This is a genomic window from Pseudomonas sp. MWU12-2037 (assembly GCF_023242345.1).
In the GTDB taxonomy this organism is placed as follows: Bacteria; Pseudomonadota; Gammaproteobacteria; order Pseudomonadales; family Pseudomonadaceae; genus Aquipseudomonas; species Aquipseudomonas gingeri_D.
This window is the reverse complement of record NZ_JALLIZ010000002.1, coordinates 582,832-602,951: the sequence shown is the minus strand read 5'-3', so window position 1 is coordinate 602,951 and position 20,120 is coordinate 582,832. Positions and strand designations below refer to the sequence as shown.

The 20,120-nt window shown below is 61.6% G+C and carries 14 protein-coding genes; 1 reads left to right on the top strand and 13 read right to left on the bottom strand.

Annotated features, from left to right (window positions below):
- A partial coding sequence (locus M5B42_RS05960; RefSeq protein WP_248745263.1) for an RHS repeat-associated core domain-containing protein occupies positions 1 to 1,333 on the top strand: 1,333 nt, incomplete at its 5' end.
- A 98-nt stretch (positions 1,334 to 1,431) separates the two neighbouring features.
- Here M5B42_RS05960 and M5B42_RS05955 read toward each other — a convergent pair.
- From M5B42_RS05955 to yaaA, 13 genes are all read right to left on the bottom strand, one after another.
- Positions 1,432 to 2,877: a mannose-1-phosphate guanylyltransferase/mannose-6-phosphate isomerase gene (locus M5B42_RS05955; protein WP_248745262.1), complete on the bottom strand. Its 1,446-nt coding sequence runs from the start codon at positions 2,875 to 2,877 to the stop codon at positions 1,432 to 1,434.
- A gap of 259 nt (positions 2,878 to 3,136) precedes the next feature.
- On the bottom strand, positions 3,137 to 3,805 hold the full coding sequence (locus tag M5B42_RS05950) for an alginate O-acetyltransferase AlgF (protein WP_248745261.1): 669 nt from the start codon (positions 3,803 to 3,805) through the stop codon (positions 3,137 to 3,139).
- Positions 3,806 to 3,819: 14 nt separating this feature from the next.
- On the bottom strand, positions 3,820 to 4,998 hold the full coding sequence (locus M5B42_RS05945) for an alginate O-acetyltransferase (protein ID WP_248745260.1): 1,179 nt from the start codon (positions 4,996 to 4,998) through the stop codon (positions 3,820 to 3,822).
- Positions 4,999 to 5,009: 11 nt separating this feature from the next.
- Entirely contained in the window at positions 5,010 to 6,560 is a 1,551-nt protein-coding gene (locus M5B42_RS05940; protein WP_248745259.1) for an MBOAT family protein, read from the bottom strand.
- Between the two features lie 206 nt (positions 6,561 to 6,766).
- Complete coding sequence (locus tag M5B42_RS05935) at positions 6,767 to 7,891, bottom strand: mannuronate-specific alginate lyase (protein ID WP_248745258.1); 1,125 nt, start codon at positions 7,889 to 7,891, stop codon at positions 6,767 to 6,769.
- Positions 7,888 to 9,321, bottom strand: coding sequence for an alginate O-acetyltransferase (locus M5B42_RS05930; RefSeq protein WP_248745257.1), 1,434 nt, complete (start codon positions 9,319 to 9,321; stop codon positions 7,888 to 7,890). Before M5B42_RS05930 ends, M5B42_RS05935 begins: the two co-directional genes overlap by 4 nt.
- 11 nt (positions 9,322 to 9,332) lie before the next feature.
- A complete protein-coding gene (gene algG, locus M5B42_RS05925) occupies positions 9,333 to 10,949 on the bottom strand; it encodes a mannuronan 5-epimerase AlgG (RefSeq protein WP_248745256.1) in 1,617 nt (538 codons plus the stop codon).
- Positions 10,949 to 12,433 (bottom strand): alginate export family protein, encoded by a 1,485-nt coding sequence (locus M5B42_RS05920; RefSeq protein WP_248745255.1) that lies wholly within the window; start codon positions 12,431 to 12,433, stop codon positions 10,949 to 10,951. Before M5B42_RS05920 ends, algG begins: the two co-directional genes overlap by 1 nt.
- Positions 12,430 to 13,953 carry an alginate biosynthesis TPR repeat lipoprotein AlgK gene (algK, locus tag M5B42_RS05915; RefSeq protein WP_248745276.1) on the bottom strand — a complete coding sequence of 508 codons (1,524 nt, stop codon included), beginning with the start codon at positions 13,951 to 13,953 and terminating at the stop codon, positions 12,430 to 12,432. Before algK ends, M5B42_RS05920 begins: the two co-directional genes overlap by 4 nt.
- Before the next feature lie 108 nt (positions 13,954 to 14,061).
- Complete coding sequence (locus M5B42_RS05910; RefSeq protein ID WP_248745254.1) at positions 14,062 to 15,240, bottom strand: alginate biosynthesis protein Alg44; 1,179 nt, start codon at positions 15,238 to 15,240, stop codon at positions 14,062 to 14,064.
- A 36-nt stretch (positions 15,241 to 15,276) separates the two neighbouring features.
- The gene (gene alg8 / locus M5B42_RS05905) at positions 15,277 to 16,761 is read right to left on the bottom strand and encodes a mannuronan synthase (RefSeq protein WP_248745275.1); all 1,485 of its coding nucleotides are present in this window, start codon (positions 16,759 to 16,761) and stop codon (positions 15,277 to 15,279) included.
- 190 nt (positions 16,762 to 16,951) lie between these two features.
- Positions 16,952 to 18,268, bottom strand: a complete 1,317-nt coding sequence (locus M5B42_RS05900; protein WP_152740145.1) for a nucleotide sugar dehydrogenase — start codon at positions 18,266 to 18,268, stop codon at positions 16,952 to 16,954.
- A 994-nt stretch (positions 18,269 to 19,262) separates the two neighbouring features.
- Positions 19,263 to 20,042 carry a peroxide stress protein YaaA gene (yaaA, locus tag M5B42_RS05895; RefSeq protein ID WP_248745253.1) on the bottom strand — a complete coding sequence of 260 codons (780 nt, stop codon included), beginning with the start codon at positions 20,040 to 20,042 and terminating at the stop codon, positions 19,263 to 19,265.
- Positions 20,043 to 20,120 lie beyond the last annotated feature (78 nt).

Genomic DNA, 20,120 nt, shown 5'->3' with positions numbered 1-20,120 from the left:
GTCGGAAGTCCGCTACTTGCCGGGCCTGGAAATCCGCACTCGTGAAGGCATCGGTGAAGTGCTGCAAGTGATCTGCGTACAGGCCGGACGCAGTGCCATGCAGGTGCTGCACTGGGAAACACCACCACCGTCTGGCATCGCCAATAATCAATACCGCTACAACCTGACCGACCATCTGGGTTCCAGCAGCCTGGAGCTGGACAGTGAGGCCGAGGTGATCAGCCAGGAAACCTATCACCCCTACGGCAGTACGGCCTGGTTTGCCGGACGTAGCGAGGTGGAGGCGGGTTACAAGACAGTACGCTACTCGGGCAAGGAACGTGATGCGACGGGGCTTTATTATTATGGGCTGAGGTATTACGCGCCGTGGTTGCAGCGCTGGATCAATCCGGATCCCGAAGGGGATGTGGATGGTTTGAATGTATATGCATTTGTTCGAGGAAAGCCCACGGGTCGTATTGATCAAAGCGGATTATGGGGAGTGGATGATCAACAGCTGGCACATTTTCGGGCGAATCCTCCTCGGGCAATGAGCGAAAGGAAAGAGGATATTGACGAGATTGCCGAGAGAAATAATGAATATGTCACAGCTTATGGTCTGGACGCCTTTGAGCCTGATGAGCGGAAAGCGGTGGCTGACGTTTTGTTTGAAGCACCACTTGCACTGCAGGAAGCTCGCTGGCTGCTGGAAAATCGACCTGATCTGAGTACTTCTATGTTGCAGGATTTTTTTGGTGTTGATCATGCTCATGAACATCAAACTATTGTGGGCGCGTGGGAGAGGACTGAAAAGATGCTAAGGCAATACCATAATACCGGGTTTGGTAGAGGTAAGATTATCAGGGTCGAAGGAGGTTCAAAGGATGATGTTGCTTCGGTTGATCCTTCTGATTTTGCAGGGCATATATTTATTGGTGATGCGTTTGAACGTAGATCGAATTTTGCCAAAGTTTCTGTTTTAATTCATGAGGCCAGTCATTTGGCCCGCGTTAATCGGTTTTCAGGTGTGGGGGCGAGTACTAATGATTTCTATTATTTAAACGAAAGGAAGCCCTCTTCTGTGAGGGTGAATTCTTCGAATATTACTGTGCGTGGACGAATTAAGTTGGAGGAGATTAAGTCTACGTCAAGAAGTTTCACTGCGTTGGTGAACGAGTGGCAGAGTCAGAGTGCGGGCAACTTTACAGGCGCTACTATGAGCAAGCAGGCTGCTTTAGCTGCTCATCAAACGACTCCGCGCTTACGTACTTATATGGCCGCTCGTAACGCAGACAGTCTCGCATTGTCAGCGATGTTTCTTAGCCGTAGATTTAATAGTGTTTATCAGCGATAGGCGCAGGAAAGCATCCAAGGTGCTGCGGGTAAAGCCCCCTCTTACCGACTGCGGATAGGGGGGCGCAGCCGGTAAGCGGGGGAGTGACGCTGTGTTGCCTACTGGACGATGGTTTTCACCTCCTGCTCAGGTGCCGTCGAACGCCCATACACATCCTCAAACCGCTCGATATCATCTTCACCCAGGTAACTACCGGACTGCACCTCGATAATCTCCAGCGGAATCTTCCCCGGATTACGCAGGCGGTGCACCGAAGCAATCGGGATGTACGTCGACTGGTTCTCGCACAGCAGAAACACCTTCTCGTCGCAGGTCACCTCGGCCGTGCCGCTGACCACGATCCAGTGTTCGGCGCGGTGGTGGTGCATCTGCAACGACAGGCACGCCCCCGGCTTGACCGAGATGTGCTTGACCTGGAAACGCCCGCCCATGTCCACCGAGTCATAGGAACCCCAGGGCCGGTAGACCTCGCAGTGGTTCTGGGTTTCGCTGCGGCCCTGTTCGTTGAGGGTGTTGACCATCTGTTTCACGCCCTGAACCTTGTCCTTGTGGGCGATCATCATGGCGTCCTTGGTTTCGACCACGACGATGTCTTCCAGGCCGATCACCGAGACCAGCTTGCCGTTGCCGTGGATCATGCAGTTGCGGCTGTCCTGGATCACCACGTCGCCTTTGCTGACGTTGCCGTTTTCGTCCTTTTCATGCACCTCCCACAACGATGACCAGCAACCCACGTCACTCCAGCCGGCGCTCAATGGCACCACGCAGGCGCGCTGGGTTTTTTCCATTACCGCATAGTCGATGGAGTTGTCCGGGCACTGGGCAAAGGTGGCTTCGTCGAGGATCACGCCGTCGCCGTCACGGGTGCTGCGCTCCAGGGTCAGCAGGCAGGTGTCGTAGATGTCCGGGTCGTGCTTTTTCAGCTCTTCGAGGAAGCGGCTGGCGCGGAACAGGAACATGCCGCTGTTCCAGAAGTAACCGCCGGCTTCGACGAACTCGATGGCACGTTTTTCATCGGGCTTCTCGACGAACTGCGAGACCCGGCTGACACCCTCCGGCAGCAGCGCATCGTTGCTCGACTTGATGTAGCCGTAGCCGGTTTCCGGTTTGGTTGCCGGGACGCCGAACAGCACCATTTCACCGCGCTCGGCGGCGACCGTGGCCAGGGCCAGGGCGCGTTGCAGGGCTTTCTGGTCGTCGAGCACGTGGTCGGCGGGGAGGACGAGCATCAGTTCGTCGCGGCCCTCGTTGACCAGCAGCATGGCGGTCAGGGCCACGGCCGGGGCGGTGTTGCGGCCAAAGGGCTCCATCAGGATGCGCTGGGTGGTGAGCTGACGGCTGCTCAGTTGTTCGTTGACGATAAAACGGTGGTCCAGGTTGCAGACCACGATAGGGCTTTCCATGCCGTCGAATACCAGGCGTTCGAGGGTTTGCTGGAACAGCGTTTCCTTGCCGGTAAGGGCGAGGAATTGCTTGGGAAACTGCTTGCGCGAAAGCGGCCAAAGACGTGAGCCGCTACCACCTGAGAGGATTACTGGAATCATGGTGTTACTCCTTTAAGCGATCTATGGGTTAGAGCTACTGCGTTCTGTCGTTTCACTCTTGTTGTTGTTTCGGGCCGGGCGAAGGGCTCAAGGTGACCGCATTCCTTATGGGGGCGCTGTTTGTGTGGGAGCGGAGCTTGCCCGCGAAGCTTTTAGCGCTCTTAAGGGCCTCTTCGCGGGCAAGCTCCGCTCCCACAGGTTGGGCTTCCACAGGGGCATCAGCGGAGGGCATGAGGTTTGTGTTCGCCTGGCGAATTCATTAGCGGGTCGAAACCGGGCGCTTGACCCAGACCGGCGACAGGTTGCTGCCGTTGCCCGTGACGTAGAGCACCGCCGCTTCGCCGCGCTCCAGGGCCACCGGCTTGAGGTCGCTGACCTTGGTGCCGCCGTCGTACAGCGCAAAGCTGACTTTCACCGGGTTGATCTCGCGCTCTCCGCGACCTTTGGCCGCCACCGCCTGGACCACGTCGGTCTTGCCGTCGGCGGTCTTCAGGGTCAGGGCCTTGTCACTCAGGTTCTGCACCCGCACCAAGGACTTCTGCTTGTTCTTGAACGGCGGCTCTTCGATCAGTTGCGGCTGGCCGCCAGCGTTGTTGACCAGGGTGTAATAGTGCTCGGCGGCCAGTTTCAGCGGCAGGGCCTGGCTGCCGACCTTGGCGCTGTAGTCGCCGCCGGGCATAAAGCTGAAATCACTGCTGGCCAGCGGCGCGACGTCATTGATCGCAGTGGCGCCGATGGTGGCGCTGACTTCCTGGTTGCTGGCGTTGTAGATACGCACAAAGCTCGAGCCTTTCGGCGCGACCGGGCCGTACAGCGCGGCATCGCCGCCAGCCCAGACCGGCAGGGACAGCAGGCTCAGGCCGGCAGCCAGGGCCAGGGTTTTGACCATGCGCGGTTGAGTGTTTTTACGAGTGATGTTGAAGGTCATGGTAAGTACCTCTTTCAGTTTTGCGCCCGTACAGGCGACTCGGATTTAGGTGTGTTCTGGACCAGGTTCTGTTGACGGATTCCAGCGGCTTTCAGTTGCGCGACCCACTGCGGGTCGGCATCGCCGATTTCGTTGTTGACCGGCAGGTAGCGCTCCGGGAATTCCCAGATCAGCAGCTGCGGCGGGCTGTTCTTGAAGGCGTCGCTTTCCAGGTAGGCGAGCATCGGCAGGATCGGGCCGTGGCCGTCTTCGGCGTAATTCACCACGTCGCGGTGCAGGGCCTGTTTCAGCGCGCCGACGAAGTTCCAGTTCGGGTTGGCGCTGTAGCTGGTGCCGATCAGCGCCACCGGGACTTCGGTGTTGGCGAACAATGCGTCTTCGCCGGCCGGCTGATCGTCAACCGCGCGAGTGGTGCGTTTTTCCAGGGGCTCCTGGGGCGGCATCAGGTTGCTGAACAGCGGGTCCAGCGGCAGGAACAGGGTCAGGTCGCCCTTGTGCTGTTCGGTCTTCTCGGCTTCGGTGACAAAGCGCTGCGGCTCGCCACTGAGCGGGGCGTGCTGGCTGATGGCGTCGGCCAGTTGGGTCGCGGCGATCTGCGCGCCGTCCGGGGTCCAGTGGGTGTCGGTGCGCAGGAATACTTGCCGGCCTTGGGCCTTGGCCTGTTGCAGCGGGCCCAGCAGGTCGGGGGCGAGGATCCGCTCGGCGGCGACCCGGGCGTGGAAGTCCTGGTAGAGGTTGGCGTGGATGCTCGCCGGACGGACATCGCCCAGGTGTTCCGGGTACAGGCGGACCTTGGCCGGAACGATCGCCATCACCAGCTTCACGCCCTTGGCCTTGAGGGTCTGGCGCACGCCTTCGACCAGGGCGTAGTTGCCTTGCAGGTTCTGCTGCTCGCCGGCGATGGGGTTGAATTCCTCGTCGCTGTAGAGCCACTGGTCGCGGCCCAGCACCACGCCGGGACGGCCTTCGTTGAACAGCTTGAAGTCCAGCGCGGCCCAGAGGTTGGTGCCCAGGCGCTTGATCGGGAATTCGCCGTCGTAACGGGTTTCCACCGCCTTGGCCCAGCGCCCGTCGAGCAGGGTGGCGTCGGCGTTGGTGCTGAAGCCGATAAAGCTGCGCAGCGACCACAGCCCCAGCGCCAGCAAGGTGGCGAGGAACAGGGCGATGTAGAGGATGCGTAATGAGCGGGTCATGGTCGGCTCCCTCAGAATTGGAAGTAGAGGAACGGCGAGAAGCTTTGCGCCGAGAGTTTGAGAATCGAGGCGATAAACAGCAGCAGCACCAGGGTGCGCATCAGGTAGCGCGGCCAGTCGGCGACCCAGTAGGCCGGTTGCACCTGGGCCTCGCTGCCGACGCTGTAGCCGGGTTCATGAATGCTGCCGGCTGCTTCGCCGGGGACGGCCTTGATCAGGCCGGGTTGTGCGCTGGCCGGGCCATCGGCGGGTTTGGCCTTGGCGGCGGGCGGGTTGCTGTAGAAGTCCCGCAGGCCGAAGAACACCAGGGTCGCGTAGGCCAGCACCAGGGTCGCCACTTGCAGGCCGGTGAGGCTGGCGCGGTTGAGTTCCGACAGCGACCACTCGCCGAAGCTGAACATGGCGCCGTACATACGTGCTGCGACGTGGAGGTTTTCCGAACGGAAGATCACCCAGCCCATGATCACCAGCAGGAAGGTCAGGGCCCAGCGGATCGGGTTGAAACGGCGTGGCGAGGTGTCGATGCCCAGGGCTTTTTCAAGCGCCAGCCACAGGCCGTGCCAGGCACCCCAGACGATGTAGGTGAGGTTGGCGCCGTGCCACAGGCCGCCGAGCAGCATGGTCAGGAACAGGTTGCGGTAGGTGGTCAGCGTGCCTTTGCGGTTGCCGCCCAGGGTGATGTAGAGGTAGTCCCGTAGCCAGGTCGACAGGCTGATATGCCAGCGACGCCAGAACTCGGTGATCGACTGGCTGATATAGGGTTGCTTGAAGTTCTCCATAAAGCGGAAGCCCATCATCAGGCCCAGGCCGATGGCCATGTCGCTGTAGCCGGAGAAGTCGAAGTACAGCTGCGCGGTGTAGGCCAGGGCGCCGAGCCAGGCATCGCCGGTGGTCGGGTGTTGCAGGGCGAAGCAATGGTCAGCGACCACCGCCAGGGTGTCGGCGATAAAGACTTTCTTGATAAAGCCCTGCATGAACCGCGTGGCGCCCTCGGAGAATTTGTCGAGGGTGTGGGTGCGGTTGTTGAATTGGTCGGCGAGGTCGCGAAAGCGCAGCACGGGGCCGGCGATCAGGTGCGGGAAGATCGCCACGAAGGCCGCGAAGTCGATCAGGTTGCGGGTCGCCGGGGTGTCGCCGCGATAGACGTCGATGATGTAGCTGATGGACTCGAAGATGTAGAACGAGATACCGATCGGCAGCAGCACGTGGGTCAGGATAAAGGGTTCGAGACCGAACGAGGTCATGATCGCGTTGAGGCTGTCGACGCCGAAGTTGGCGTACTTGAAGTAGCCGAGGATGCCCAGGTCGACGGCGACGCCCAGCAGCAGCCAGCGTTGGGCCGGTTTGCTGCGCACGCCGGCGGCGCCGACCTTGAGGCCGATCCAGTAGTTCCACAGGGTGACGCCGGCGAACAGCGCCAGGAAGTCGACCCGCCACCAGGCGTAGAACACGTAGCTGGCGATCAGCAACAGCAGGTTGCGATAGCGTTGCCCGCTCAAGTAGTACAGGCCGAGAAAGATCGGCAGGAACAGGAACAGGAATACGTTGGATGAAAAGACCATCCCGAGCTCTCCTTGTTTCGTCAACGGTCAAGGGCCGAAGCCCCCCCAAACCCCCCATGGAAATTGGGGGGTGCATCACATCCGAATCCACCACGATCCCCTGTAGGAGCTGGCTTGCCAGCGATGAGGCCCATGAGCCTTGCATCGCCTGTTCGGCCGCTATCGCCAGCAAGCCGGCTCCCACAAAAAAAGCGGTGTGCCTGGTGCTACTGGTTGCCCTTCTCGTGCGTCGGGTCGTAGACCTTGGTCAGGTCGCCGCCCAGGCGGAAGGTCTTGAACGGTTGCATCGCATGTTTGTGTTCAAGCACCTCCGGCGCGCATGTGTAGAGGCTGCAGTACGGTTCCAGCCAGGCAAATTTCGAGTCGACCTTGAGGTCGGTCATGTCCTGTTCCTTGCCGTTCCTGGCCTGGAACTCCTCGGGATCCTTCACGCCGGCCAGCACCCGATCACCCAGGCGCTTCAGAGCACCATTGTTTTCCTGGCGCAGGTCCACGCCATTGGCCAGGGCAAAACTGGCGATCATCGCCAGCGGCGGCAACGCATAGTTGTGATAAGCCAAGGCCCGCTGTTGACGCTTGAGCTCATTGGGCAGGAACCCCTGCGCATCGACCTGGTTGGCGCCGATCTTGTATTCCTTCACCGACCAGTCGAACAGGTCGCGACGGTCGGTGGCGATTGCTGTCGCCATCACCGACCAGGCCGCCCAGTACGAGTGGTTGTTGGTTTTTTCCAGCGGCAGGTTGTCCCAGTCGCTGATCACCTGGTCGGCCATCTTGCTGAACCAGGCCTCGATCAGTTGCGCTTCCTTCTGGTGGGTCGCCAGCGGACGGGAGTCGGAGAACTTCAGGCGGATATAGGCCGAGGCCATGCTGCCCAACGCCCATTTGCGCATGGACTTGCCGGTGTGGTTGAAGTCCTTGGACATCAGCGCATCGGCCTGGGCCCAGGCGGTCAGCCAGTTCAGGGTGCAGCTCAACTGGTCCGGGCGACCGTCGCGCATGAATTGCATCACCCGCTTGCTGGTACCGCGTTCCATCCTGGTGATGTCGGACGTGGTGTCGCGAAAGGCTTTTTCCGACTGCACATTCAGTGTCGAGCGGGCCTTGTCGGAACCCTCGTATTTGCTGCGGAACTGCAACGAGCCGGTGTAGGGCGGGGGCATGGTGTCGCAGCCGTCGCTATTGTCGCTGGCCTTGACCTTGTCGATGGCGGCCAGGTAGCCCTGGGGTGGACGCAGTGGCGCGGCGGCCTGGGCCGAGCCGGCGATGATCGCCAGGCCGAGCAGCGAAGGGGCAAGCAGTGTGCGCAGTTTCATCGGTAGGCTCCTCATAACCCGGCCTGTGCCACATGGGGCTCGGCGCTGGGGAATACGTTGCGTTTGCAGATCTTCGCCTCGACTTGCTGCGGCGCGGTGCCCGCTTCCGGGCCCTGGACTTCGACGGCCAGCAGGTTCTGGTTGGCCCAGTCTTCGTCGGTGCGCAGTTCAAAGGCGAAACGTCCGTCGGTGTCGGAGGTTTGCGGTTTCTCGATCTTGATGTCCTCGTGGCGACCGTTCATGTACCAGAGGGTGGCGTGCAGGGTTTTCACCGAGGTGTCGGCGAAGCGGATATCGACCTGGTGCCCGCTGTTGCGCAGGTCGCGGTTGTTGCTGTTGACCAGCAGTTCGTTCTTGCCCGTCTTGAGCGTGCTGCTGGCGCTCATCTCGGCGGTCTTGCCTTCACAGCCGTTGTCGAGCAGGGCCATCATCTGCCGGTAGATGGTTTCCTGGTCGAGGCGATACAGCGGCGAGAATTCCCAGATCAGCACCTTCGGCGGGGTCTTCTGGAACGCCTCGCTGCCCAGGTACTGCAGCATCGAGCCTTCCAGGCCGCCACCGGGGAAGGCGACGTTGAGGATGTCGGCGCCGATGTACTGCTGCAGGAAGCCGGCGAAGTTGTAGTTCTTGCCGCTGTGGCTGGTGCCCACCAGGGTGATCTGCGGGTTGCCGGCATCGCCGAACAGGTCGCCGTCCGCCGCTTCGCCCTTGGGCTCGGTGCTGAACTGTTCCATGTACTGGATCGCGTAGCTGGTGCCGCAGAGCTGGCCGGCCATGTTGTGCAGGGTGCCGGTCTTGCCCATGCGCCCGGAGACCTTGGTCTCGAATTCACGGTGGGGAATGTCGGCAAAGCCCGGCATCTTTTTCACCGTCTCGGCAACGATCTTCGCGGTGCGCTCGGCGCCGTACGGAGTCCAGTGCTGGTCGCCACGGAAGTAGAAATCGTGGGCCTGCTGCTCGTTGGTCAGCGGTGACAGATCCGGCACGTGGTAGCCCATCCTGGCGAAGCGTCCGAGCATCGCCTGGTAGTTGCCCAGGGCTTTTTCATAGTCGAACTTGGCGCGCTCGGCCGGGAACAGTTTGTTGCGATCCACCAGGCCACGGGTCGGCTGGTAGACCACCACCAACTCCACGCCCTTGCTCTTGAAGGCATCGTGCAGTTGTTGCAGGCGCCGGTAGCCGGCGGGGCTGGTGTCGAACTCGGTGCGCAGGTCTTCCTGGGTCCGGAACAGCCAGTCGCCCTGGGCCTGGACCAGGGTGGTGAAGTTCTGCTGGTAGCGGCTGACGTAGTTTTTCGCGTCATGGGCTGCCGGGCACAGGCTGCAGCAGGGCTCGGCGGTAAAATTCGGCGCCTGGACTTCCTCGGCCATGAGGTTGCCGCTGGCGGCGAAGATCGCCGCGGCCAGGCCCGACAGGCCGAGCAGTTTGATCAGGTGTGGGTTCATAAAGGTCGTCCTCAATCCCGCAGGGGTGTCTGGCGTTCGACGGGGTCGATCAGCACGGCTTTCTGCTGGCGCACCAGCAGGTCGAGAATTTCATCCTGGCGCTCGCCGAGAATCCCGCTGAAGCTGATGCCGCTGTTTTTTGTCGGGGCGAGCATGGAGACCCGGTACAACTCGACACTCAACGGCGAGTCGATGGACAGCGGGCCGCTGCCGTTGCCGGCCAGTTCGCCGCCGACCACGATCAGCGAGACCTCGGCGTCGAACGGGTCGAGCTCGATGTCGCGGTCGGTGTCGCTCAGGTCCTTGATATGGCCGTAGACCCCGGTCAGGCCGTTGGCCATGGCGACGTTCTCGTACAGGCGGATATTCACGCTGTTGCGGATGCGGATGCCGTGGCGCTTGTTGCCGATCACCTTGTTGGCGTAGATCAGGTTGTCGGCGCTCTCGTAGAGGGTGATGCCGTCGCTATGGTTCGTGTAGATCTGGTTGTAGGCGACCAGGTTGTTGACGCTGTTACGGTCGATCACCAGGCCCGAGAGGTGGTTGTCGTAGCTGCGGTTGTTGAAGATGAAGCTGTTGTTCACCTCCCGGGAAATGATGATGCCGTGCTTTTTCCTGGTCCCGTGCACCGTGTTGTCGGCGATGATCAGCCCATGGGAACGGTCGTGGGGGTCGATGCCGTAGACGATGTTGTCGCGGTAGATGTTGCCCTTGAGCACGAAGTCACGGGTCTCGTAGCAGTAGAAGCCGTACCACATGTCCGAGAACTCGGAACCGATGATCCAGCCGGTCGGCTCGGGCCGCTTGAGCACCTTGGCCATGTTCGGCGTGTACTGGGAAATACTCACGCCATAGGACTTGCTGTTGGCGTAGCCGAAGCTGGCCATCCGGCTGTTGACGATATAGGTCTCGGTGCCGCCCCAGGCCAGCAGGAACGGGCGGAACTCCTTGGGCGAACGGAAGGTCGCCGGGCCGTTGTCCGCTTCGCGCCAGCCGGTGACCCTGGTGTCGCGGATAAACAGCTGGCCGTCGTTGATCAGGAACGCACCGCCTTCCTGGGACAGGCGCAGTTCCTGGGTCTGTTTGTCGATTTCAAGGATGCCCTTGCGTCCGACCACGATCGGCAGCCTGGCCAGGAACACCCCCGGCGAGGTTTCGCTGATGTATTGCTTGGGCAGTTTCTTGCTCAGGTCCTTGAGGTTGATATAGCCGTCGTCGATAAAGATCGCCTGGGGAATGCCGTGCTGACGGACCACCCATTCGGCCATCTTGTTGTCACCGCCGATAAAGTCCTTCAGGGCGTCTTCCTGCATCATCCGGCGGACGCTGATCTTGCCCGGTTGGCTGCGCACGATCTTCGCCGCGACGGCCTCGGCGGTGTAGCCGCGCAGGTCCGGCAGCTTGGGTTTTTCCAGGTGCAGCGGCGCGGTCGGCGCGCTGCCAACGGTGTAGGTCTTGGCCTGTTGCAGTTCCTTGGCCAGGATCGGTGCGTGCCCGGTTTTAACCGGCGGCACGTCGACGCTGGCAAAGGCCGCGCTACTGGCCAGCAGCAGGGCGCCGGCCCATACGCTGAGCGAGCCTTGCAGGGCGCTGTGGTTCATCTCGGTCACTCCCTTGGCGGTCTGCATCAGAAGCGCCAGATCACGTCGACAAACGCGCGGTGCATATAGGAATCGACGTTCTTGCCGTAGGCATCGCCGGGCTTGAACACGCCGCCGCGAAAGCGCACCAGCGCCGAAGGTTCGTCGATGGACTGACTCAGGGCCGCCGGCAGCAGGCCTTGCTTGAAGTACTTGGTCAGCACCAGGTCGACTTCCTGGCCCAGGTCTTTCTTGCCGTCCTGCAACGGCAGCGAGGCGCTGGAGAGCAGGGCGCCGGTGGCGTCGTCGTAGTTGCCCTGTACGGCGTTGATGCCGTTGCTGCCGACGTCCTTTTGCCCGTCGACGCGCCAGAACTTGTGGTAGATCAGGCTCGCGTCATAGTCTTCGCGCAGCTGCCAGGAGCCGAACAGGGTGGCGGTCTGCAGGTTGTTCATTTCGCCACGGAAGGCTTCGCCGAAACGGTGGGTCCGCGAACGGGTGCCGGTGAAGTTCGAGCGGTTGCTTTCCAGGCCGTTCTGTTCGTAGTCGCCGCTGGCGCGGGCATAGGCGGCGCCGACCTGCCAGTTCGGGTCGAGGCGCAGACGCACGCCGAGGTCGGTGGCCCAGCCGTTGATATGGCTGCCCTGGCTGGCATCCACGGGGCGGCTGCCGTCGGCGTTGAGCGGGTTGACGCTGTCGCGGTGGCCGCTCATGCCGGTCAGGCTGGCCCAGTAGTTGACGGTGTTGGTGTTTTTGAAATTGTAGGCATCGCTGTCGGCTTCCAGACCGAGCCAGGTCAGGTCGCCGTTGGCCTTTTTGTCCAGCGGGTCGGCGACGACGCCGGGTGTCGGGTAGTCGAGCTTGCCGTCGTCATGGGTGTGGTGGGCGCGTACGCCGAGCCACTGGCCGGGTGTCCACTGGTAGGCGACGTCGCCGTAAACATGCAGGCGGTCCTTGTCCTGGGGCGCGAGTTCGGTGAGGTCGGTGCGGTATTCGCTGAAGCGCTCGGCGGCGCCCAGGTTGGCCCGCAGCAGGGTGGTGTCGAAGGTCCAGTTCAGCGCCTCGATATTGGTGTCGCGCCATTGCCCGTCGTCATTGCGCAGGCGCTGGCGACCGAGTTTCAGCATCTCGCCCGGATAAGGGGTCAGGCCCTTGTAGCCGACCCAGAATTCCCGCAGGGCCAGGTAGCTTTTGTCCGGCTTGCGGGCGTCGTTGCTCGAGGTTTCCTGGCTGGCATCGGCCTGTTGCAGGGTGTCGGTTTCAATGATGTCGCTGGCGGTCACGGCCTGGCCCATGGCGTAGGCGCTCCAGTTGCCGCGCTCGCCGTAGACCCACGGCCGCAGGTCCAGGCCGATGCCGTTGACGTCGCCACCCTTGAGGGTGCCGAGGTCGCGGTCGTCTTCGGATTGACCGGTGATTTTCACTTCGAGGCCGAAGTTCTTGGTCTCGGTGATCGCCGCCAGGCTCGGGCAGGACCAGAGCAGGGCAAAGCTCAGGCCGATACCGGCCTTGACGAAAGGATTGAGAGTCATAAGGTTTTTTCCTCGCGGTCGCCTTCCTGCAGGACTTGTCGCAGGTCCAGCGGGTTGCGGCTCAGGGTCCCGCGCAGGCGCTGTTCCTGTTGCAACAGGCGCTGGGCATCGGGGCGTTGGGCAGGCGGCAGCTGTGCGTCGAGTTGTTGGGCCAGCTCATTGGCCAGTGGGGTGTCCTGGGCTTTGGCCAGTTGACTGAACACGTAGGCATTGAGCGGGTCGGGCTTGGTCCCACGGCCCTGGGAAAACAGTTGGGCGATGGCGAAGTCGGCGCTGTTCTGGCCGTTGCGGGCGGCCTTGAGCAGGTGGTCGAGGGCCTTTTGCGAGTAGACCTGGCCGAGGTAGCCCCGGCGATAGATCTGCCCCAGGTAGTAATCGGCGGCGACTTCCTTGCCGACGGCTTTCTGGAAGTGCGCTTCGGCCTGTTTGGCATCGGCCGGCACCCATTTGCCTTCGTAGTAGAGCTTGCCCAGCAGCAGTTCGGCGCGGGGCTGGTCGGCGGCGCGGCCGTTGTCCAGGTATTCCATCATCTGCTTGACGTCGCCCAGGGCGGGGAAGTCGTAGAGCAATTGCGCCAGGCTGACCCAGGACGCCGGGTAGCCGGGGGCGATCTGCTCGAGCAGCGCTTGCGCGGTCTTTTCATCCGGCTGGCCGAGGCTCGCATCGCTGAGCACCCGGGCCACGCTGTCGACCCGTTGGGCACCGACCGCGCCACGGCTGTAGGCGGTTTGCAGTTGCTTGAGCAGGGCGGCCTGCTGGTCTGGCTGGGCGCGTTTCTGGTACACGGTGGCCAGCTCGACGTAGCAGATGTCGCTGCTGTTGAGCGCGCTCTTGCAGATCTTTTCCACCTCGTCCAGATGCTGGTCGTAGCTGTCCTGGGTGCGGTAGAGCAGCACTTGCGCCAGGCCCGCTTCCGGGTAGCCGGCGTTGCGCCATTGGCTGATCTGTTGCTGGGCGTTGACCTCGGGGAAGCTCTGGGGGAATTGCAGGTAGAGCATCGCCAGGGCGATCAGGGTGTTGCCTTCACCATTGGCGAAGGCCTTTTTCAACAGGCCTTCGGCTTCGCGGTGTTCGGCTGCACTGGCGCCGGGCTTGGCCACCAGCAGGCGGCCCAGGCGGGCCTGGGCCCGGGACGAAGTGTCGGCGGCGGCGCGGTAGGTCGCTTCCGCCAGTTTGAGCTGGGCCGGATCGCGGCTTTCCACCTGGATATCGGCCAGGCCAACCTGTGCGTCGCTGTAGCCCAGGTCCGCCAGCTGGCGGTAATTCTGCTCGGCCAGGGCGGTGTCGCCGCGCTTGAGCGCTTCATTGGCCAGGCGCTGGTCCGGCAGGCCGGCGCAACCGGCCAGGGCGATGGCCAGGGTCAGGGTGCCCAGGGCGAGACGGCGGTGGCCGTGAGATCGATCGCGAGCAAGCTTGCTCCTACAGGCGATCGTGGCGCAGCCAGGAGCACGGACAACCGGCTCATCGTAGGAGCATTGCTCGCGACCGAGTGCAGCCATGTCGCCCCGATAGGGGATCATGGCGCAGTCGATGGCACGGACCAGTGGCTCACTGTAGGAGCAAGCTTGCTCGCGACCGAGTGCAGGGCACTCGTAAGGGGGGCGATGGTTCACAGGCATGTCCTCCGCTTACAGACCAGCGGCCATGGCTTTGTCGATCAGCCAGTTCATGCTCGGCCCGCGGTCGCTGCTGACTTCCACCGGACGCCCGGCGAGGGTGCTGTCGAGGCGTTCGTCAGGCTTGATCAAAACGCGGATATCGGAGGACAGGTCGGTGCTTTTCAGGCTGGTGCTGCTGACGATCTTGCCCTGGCGCACCTGCTCTTCGCCGGCGATCTGGAAGTTCACCCGGGTCCCTGGACGCACGTCGCCGAACTGGCGATAGGAGAAGCGCGCCTCGACATTCGCCTCGCTCCCTTTCGGCACCAGTTGAAAGATCACATCGCCCTTGCTGGCGTATTGGCCATTGGCGACCAGTTGCTGCGCCACCGTGCAATCGCACGGCGAGGTCAGGGTGCCGGTCATCTGTTTGCCGAATAGCTCCTCGACCTTGGCCGGCTCCAGCTGGTTGTCGTCGAGATGGCCCTTGAGCACGTCGAGCATGCTGGTGCTGAAGGTCGCCAGCGGTGCTCCCTTGGCGGCGACGCCGTCTTCCTGGATCAGGCTTTGCACGGTGCCGTCACGGGGCATGGTGATGCTCATGCCCGGCACGCTGACCAGGCCGGCCTGGGCATGGCTGACGAAGTACAGGCCATACACCGATTTCAGGACAAAACCGAAAGCCGCGAGGCCGACCACGAACACACCGAGGCTGAAGGTCACGGCGCGCAGGCGACCGAACGGGCTCATACCGCTGCCGTCGTCCTTTTTCTTGCGGGCCTTGGTGAAGTTGTCGCGCTGCAGGGTGGCGAGCACGTCGCCGATGTTGACGATGTCACCGGACAGGTGCGAGGTGATCAGGTGGCGCAGGGTGCCGATGTCCTGCTGCTCCAGGTTCTGGAACTGGCAACCGACCCGGCCGCTCTGGCGGTCGTAGGAGCGCACCTGCAGCTCGACGTCCATGGCCAGGCCGAGGTTGTCGATGACAAATTGCAGGCGGCCCTTGTACACCTCGCCGAGCTTCAGGCTCAGGGCCTGTTGCGGCGGGACATTGAAGCTCAGGCCGCCGGCGGACAGGTCATGGACCCGGACTTCCAGGGGCTGGCTCTCGCTGCCGAGGAAGCGCAGCTTGGCCGGGATTTTCACCCGCGCATGCTGGCGCTGGGCTTCGGATTCGTGGACGACGTTGGCATTGACTTGGGAATTCATGGGTATAGCTCCATTAGCGAGTTCTGGCGGGTCGGGTCAAACCATGGTCATCAGCACGGCGACGAAAATGCTGCCGGCGGAGAAGGTCATGGTTCGGGACGACCAGGTGTTGAACCAGCCTTGGAAGCTGGCGAGGTCGCGGCTCAGTTTGGTGTCCTGGCGGGTCCAGGATTGACGGTCGAGGCGGAAGAACACGTAGATCTTCATCAGGGCGCCGACGATCTGGTTGTAATAGAGAATCACCGGGTAGGCCGGGCCGATGCCGTGCCCGGAACAGGCCAGCAGCAGGGTCAGGATCAACCGGGTCAGGCCGATCCACAGCAGGTAGGCGAGGATGAAGGCGATGCCGTACTTGAAGCTGGCGATCAGCGCCACGGTCAGCCCCAGCAGCGAGGTCCACATCGACACGCGCTGGTCGAACAGCACCACGCTGGTGAACAGGCCTAGGCGGCGCAGCCCCAGGCCCAGGGCCCGGGAGTTCTGCCGCAGGTTGTTGCCGTACCAGCGGTACATCAGCTTGCGGCTGGATTTGATAAAGCTCTTTTCCGGCGGGTGTTCCACGGTGTGGATCGCCGCGTCGGGCACGTAGAAGGTGTCGTAGCCCAGGCGCATCAAGCTGAACCAGCTGGATTTGTCGTCGCCGGTGAGGAACTTGAAACGGCCCAGGCGCCAGTGTTGCAGCGAGTCGCTTTCGACGTCGGCGATAAAGCCGGGGTCGGTGACCACGCTGGCGCGGAACACCGACATACGCCCGGTCATGGTCAGCACGCGCTTGGACAGGGCCATGGAGCACATGTTGATATGGCGTTGGGCGAAGCGCAGCTTGTGCCATTCGCTCATGATGTAGCCGCCGCGCACTTCGCAGAACTCGTTGGTGGTCAGGCCGCCGACATTGCCGAACAGCTGGAACCAGGGCACGGTCTTGCGCACCACGCCTTCACTGAGCACGGTGTCGCCATCGATCACCGCGACTACCGCGCGGTCGTCCGGCAGGTGGCGGGAGATGGCGCGGAAACCGAAGGCCAGGCCGTCGCGCTTGCCGGTACCGGCGATACGCACGAAGTCGAGCTTGACCCGTTCCGGCGGATTCATCTTCGCCCAGAGGCTCTTGACCAGCAGCTCATCGGACATTTCCACCAGGGAGCAGACCACGGTGGTGGGGAAGCCGCAGTCGATGGCTTCGCGGATCACCGAGCTGTAGACCTGGGCGGTGGTCAGGGCGTCGATGCGAAAGCTGGTGACCATCAGGAACACCTGGGACGGGTCCGCGGCCTTGCCCAGCTTGCGCACTTTGCGGCGCAGGTGCGGGTAGACGATGTAGAGGAAAATCATCCCGCGCACGAAATGGGTGGCGCCCATGGAGTAGCGCCAGATGCCCACGGCGCCGACCAGGAAGATAAAGTCCTTGGAGTCGGCGTCGAAGGTCGAGGTGGGCAGCAACAAGGCCAGGCCCATCAGCAAACTCAAGTAGAACAGCCAACCGGCGGCCTGGAGGAGGCCGTGTTTTAGCCTGTGCATAATCTGCATCCGTCTCTGTCTCGGGCGAGCCTGTCGGCGGGCTCGATGGGGTTAAGGCAGGCGAGGCGCCCTTTCGGACGCCATCGCCGGCAAGCCGGCTCCTACAGTGCGGAGTCGTACGTAATGCCTGTGTTCGGCCCCGTCCTGTAGGAGCCGGCTTGCCGGCGATCAACCGCGCAGCGGTTGGGTTGGTTTACCAACAGATACCTTCGGTCCGGCCACTCGCGCTGGTGGCCTTGGACATGAAGCCCACCAGGTCGATGACCTGTTTGCCGTGGGGGGCGTTCTCGGCCAGGGCGCGGAAACGCTCGTCACGGTTGCCGAGGATGATCACGTCGCTGTTGTCGATCACCTCGTCGAAGTCGGCGTTGAGCAGGGACGACACATGGGGAATCTTCGATTCGATGTAGTCCTTGTTCGCACCGTGGACACGGGCGTACTCGACGTTCTTGTCGTAGATGCTCAGGTCGAAACCCTTGCCGATAAGCATTTCCGCCAGATGCACCAGCGGACTTTCGCGCAGGTCGTCGGTGCCGGCCTTGAAGCTCAGGCCGAGCAGGGCGATGCGGCGTTTGTCATGGCTGGCGACGAGGTCGAAGGCGTTCTGCACCTGGCTTTCGTTGCTGCGCATCAGCGAGTTGAGCAGCGGTGAGTCGACGTCCAGGGACCCGGCGCGGTAGGTCAGGGCGCGCACATCCTTGGGCAGGCAGGAGCCGCCGAAGGCAAAGCCGGGGCGCATGTAGTACTGGGACAGGTTGAGGGTCTTGTCCTGGCAGACCACGTCCATCACTTCGCGACCGTCGACCCCGACCGCCTTGGCGATATTGCCGATCTCGTTGGCGAAGGTCACTTTGGTGGCGTGCCAGACGTTGCAGCTGTACTTGATCATCTCGGCGACTTCGATGTCCTTGCGGATGATCGGCGCGTCGAGTTCTTCGTAGAGGGCTTGCAGGACGTCACCGGAGGCACTGTCGAATTCGCCGATCACGGTCATCGGGGGGAAATCGTAGTCCTTGATCGCGGTGCTTTCGCGCAGGAACTCGGGGTTGACCGCGATACCGAAGTCGACCCCGGCCTTTTTCCCCGAGCAGTCTTCGAGGATCGGGATCACCACGTTTTTCACGGTGCCCGGCAGCACGGTGCTGCGGACCACGATGGTGTGGCGGCTGGTCTTGTCACGCAGGACAAAACCGATTTCGCGGCACACCGACTCGATGTAGTTGAGTTCCAGGTCGCCGTTCTTCTTGCTCGGCGTGCCGACGCAGAGCATCGACAGGTCGGTGGCGCGAATCGCTTCGGCGAAGTCGGTGGTGCCGCGCAGTCGGCCGGTGGCAATACCCTGGGCCAACAGGGCTTCCAGGCCGGGTTCGACAATCGGAGATTTGCCGTTGTTGATCAGGTCGATCTTGTCCTGGGAGATATCGACGCCAACCACATCATGGCCCCGTGCAGACAGGCAACCGGCGCAGACTGCACCGACGTAACCCAAACCGAATATGCTGATGCGCATTGCATTTACCTCTATCTTGATCACGCCATTAAATGGCCGAAGTTGATGTTAGTCAGTCAGCGTGGCGCACTCGCAGGGCGGCCAAAAGAGGTCGCAGCTGCGAATGCAGGCATATAAGTGTCGAGTGGCTAAATAATTGCACTCAAGTTGTGCGCAGCGTGGCCTTGTTATTAGGGGCATGCCCTTGAATACGGCCGGCCTTCCACGGGAAGACCTGTGCGAACGTACTCGCAGCCTGCTGATGTCCACGGCGGAGCCTTGTAGATCAACAGGTTGGAGCTGCCTCGCAAGCGCTTTGTCTGAGGGCCCACCTTGGCCTTGTAGGGGATAACATGGTGCGTATCTCCTGTCCTTTACTCTCGGTTGTCATTGTGGGGCGCGGTTGTAAGTCACTGTTTGCAACTTAAACATTTCATCCCGCTTTCATGTAAGTCATCTCTTACAAGCTCTGTGAGAATCGTTACGGGTGGTATGAGCAATGTTTCGGAACATAAGTTCCAGTCCGCTCATCCTGTTTCCTGAGAAACCTGGAAACAGGATGAAAGATGGCACGGCTTCATATTGATAGCACTTTCCGTTTCGCCCTTTAGTTATGGGGATTGAAAATGCCGAGATGGTGGTTTGCCACTATGGAGAAAAAATTTTGGTGCCACTACTCAAAAAAATCTGAAATGTCGAGTGAAAGAATTTTCATTGTTGTAACGGTCGGTTTATTGGCGTCAATTAATTGGGCTTTTGGGGGTGTTGCAGGAGGGGAGAAGGGGGGATCGTCGGGGTTACACATTACGTGTAACGCACCGGGTGGGGCAGGGCATCAGATGTGTTGGTCTGGGGGGATTGTGGTGTTTGTGCTGGCCTCTTCGCGGCGGTGCGGCGTCCCGACAAGCCCTGCTCCTACAGTTATCAGTCGTCCATAAATTTTGTGTGCGACATAAACTTGTAGGAGCAGGGCTTGCCCGCGAAGAACGGTAACGCGGTACTACGACGAACTGCGTTACTCCGGCGCGTGATCGCGCAAAAACACCAGATTGTCCGCCTTGGACAGTTCCGCACTGAACCGGTAGCCCTGTTCGTCGAACGCCTTCAATTGCTCAGGGTTCTGGATGCGTTCCCGGATCACAAACCGCGCCATCATCCCCCGGGCCTTCTTCGCGTAGAAACTGATGATCTTGTACTGGCCGTTCTTCTCGTCGCGGAACTCGGTGTTGATGATCCGCGCGTTCAGGGCCGAGCGTTTGACCGCCGAGAAGTACTCGTTCGACGCCAGGTTCAGCAGCACCTCGTCCCCTTGTGCGGCCAGGGCATCATTGAGCCATTCGCTGATGCGCGTGCCCCAGAAGGCATAGAGGTCCTTGCCCCGGGCATTGGCGAATTTGGTGCCCATCTCCAGGCGATAGGGTTGCATCAGGTCCAGCGGGCGCAACAGGCCGTAGAGCCCGGAGAGCATGCGCAGGTGGGTCTGGGCGTAGTCGAAGTCGGCGTCGCTGAAGTCTTCGGCGTGGAGGCCGGTGTAGACGTCACCCTTGAACGCCAGCAGCGCCTGTTTGGCGTTGTCGGGGGTAAAGGCCGGGTTCCAGCTGCCGAAACGTGCGGCATTGAGGCCGCCGATCTTGTCGGAGACGTGCATCAGCTCGCTGATCTGCGCCGGGCTGAGGGTGCGCAGTTGCTCGATCAACTCCTGGGAGTGGTCCAGGTACTGAGGTTGGGTGAAGCGCTGGGTCACCGCCGGTGTTTCGAAATCGAGGGTCTTGGCGGGGGAAATCACCATCAGCATGAAGTCGTCTCCTTTAATCGTTGGGGGATTCTAGGGGGTTGGGCGGTTTGACTCCACCTATGATGGCGATAGGGGCGA

Bases quoted from the DNA above. Each gene is read 5' to 3' on its own strand.
- algK (WP_248745276.1), bottom strand. From the start codon at position 13,953: ATGATCCCCTATCGGGGCGACATGGCTGCACTCGGTCGCGAGCAATGC.
- M5B42_RS05940 (WP_248745259.1), bottom strand. From the start codon at position 6,560: ATGGTCTTTTCATCCAACGTATTCCTGTTCCTGTTCCTGCCGATCTTT.
- M5B42_RS05910 (WP_248745254.1), bottom strand. From the start codon at position 15,240: ATGAATTCCCAAGTCAATGCCAACGTCGTCCACGAATCCGAAGCCCAG.
- M5B42_RS05955 (WP_248745262.1), bottom strand. From the start codon at position 2,877: ATGATTCCAGTAATCCTCTCAGGTGGTAGCGGCTCACGTCTTTGGCCG.
- M5B42_RS05930 (WP_248745257.1), bottom strand. From the start codon at position 9,321: ATGAACCCACACCTGATCAAACTGCTCGGCCTGTCGGGCCTGGCCGCG.
- M5B42_RS05920 (WP_248745255.1), bottom strand. From the start codon at position 12,433: ATGACTCTCAATCCTTTCGTCAAGGCCGGTATCGGCCTGAGCTTTGCC.
- M5B42_RS05950 (WP_248745261.1), bottom strand. From the start codon at position 3,805: ATGACCTTCAACATCACTCGTAAAAACACTCAACCGCGCATGGTCAAA.
- M5B42_RS05900 (WP_152740145.1), bottom strand. From the start codon at position 18,268: ATGCGCATCAGCATATTCGGTTTGGGTTACGTCGGTGCAGTCTGCGCC.
- M5B42_RS05945 (WP_248745260.1), bottom strand. From the start codon at position 4,998: ATGACCCGCTCATTACGCATCCTCTACATCGCCCTGTTCCTCGCCACC.
- algG (WP_248745256.1), bottom strand. From the start codon at position 10,949: ATGCAGACCGCCAAGGGAGTGACCGAGATGAACCACAGCGCCCTGCAA.
- M5B42_RS05935 (WP_248745258.1), bottom strand. From the start codon at position 7,891: ATGAGGAGCCTACCGATGAAACTGCGCACACTGCTTGCCCCTTCGCTG.
- yaaA (WP_248745253.1), bottom strand. From the start codon at position 20,042: ATGCTGATGGTGATTTCCCCCGCCAAGACCCTCGATTTCGAAACACCG.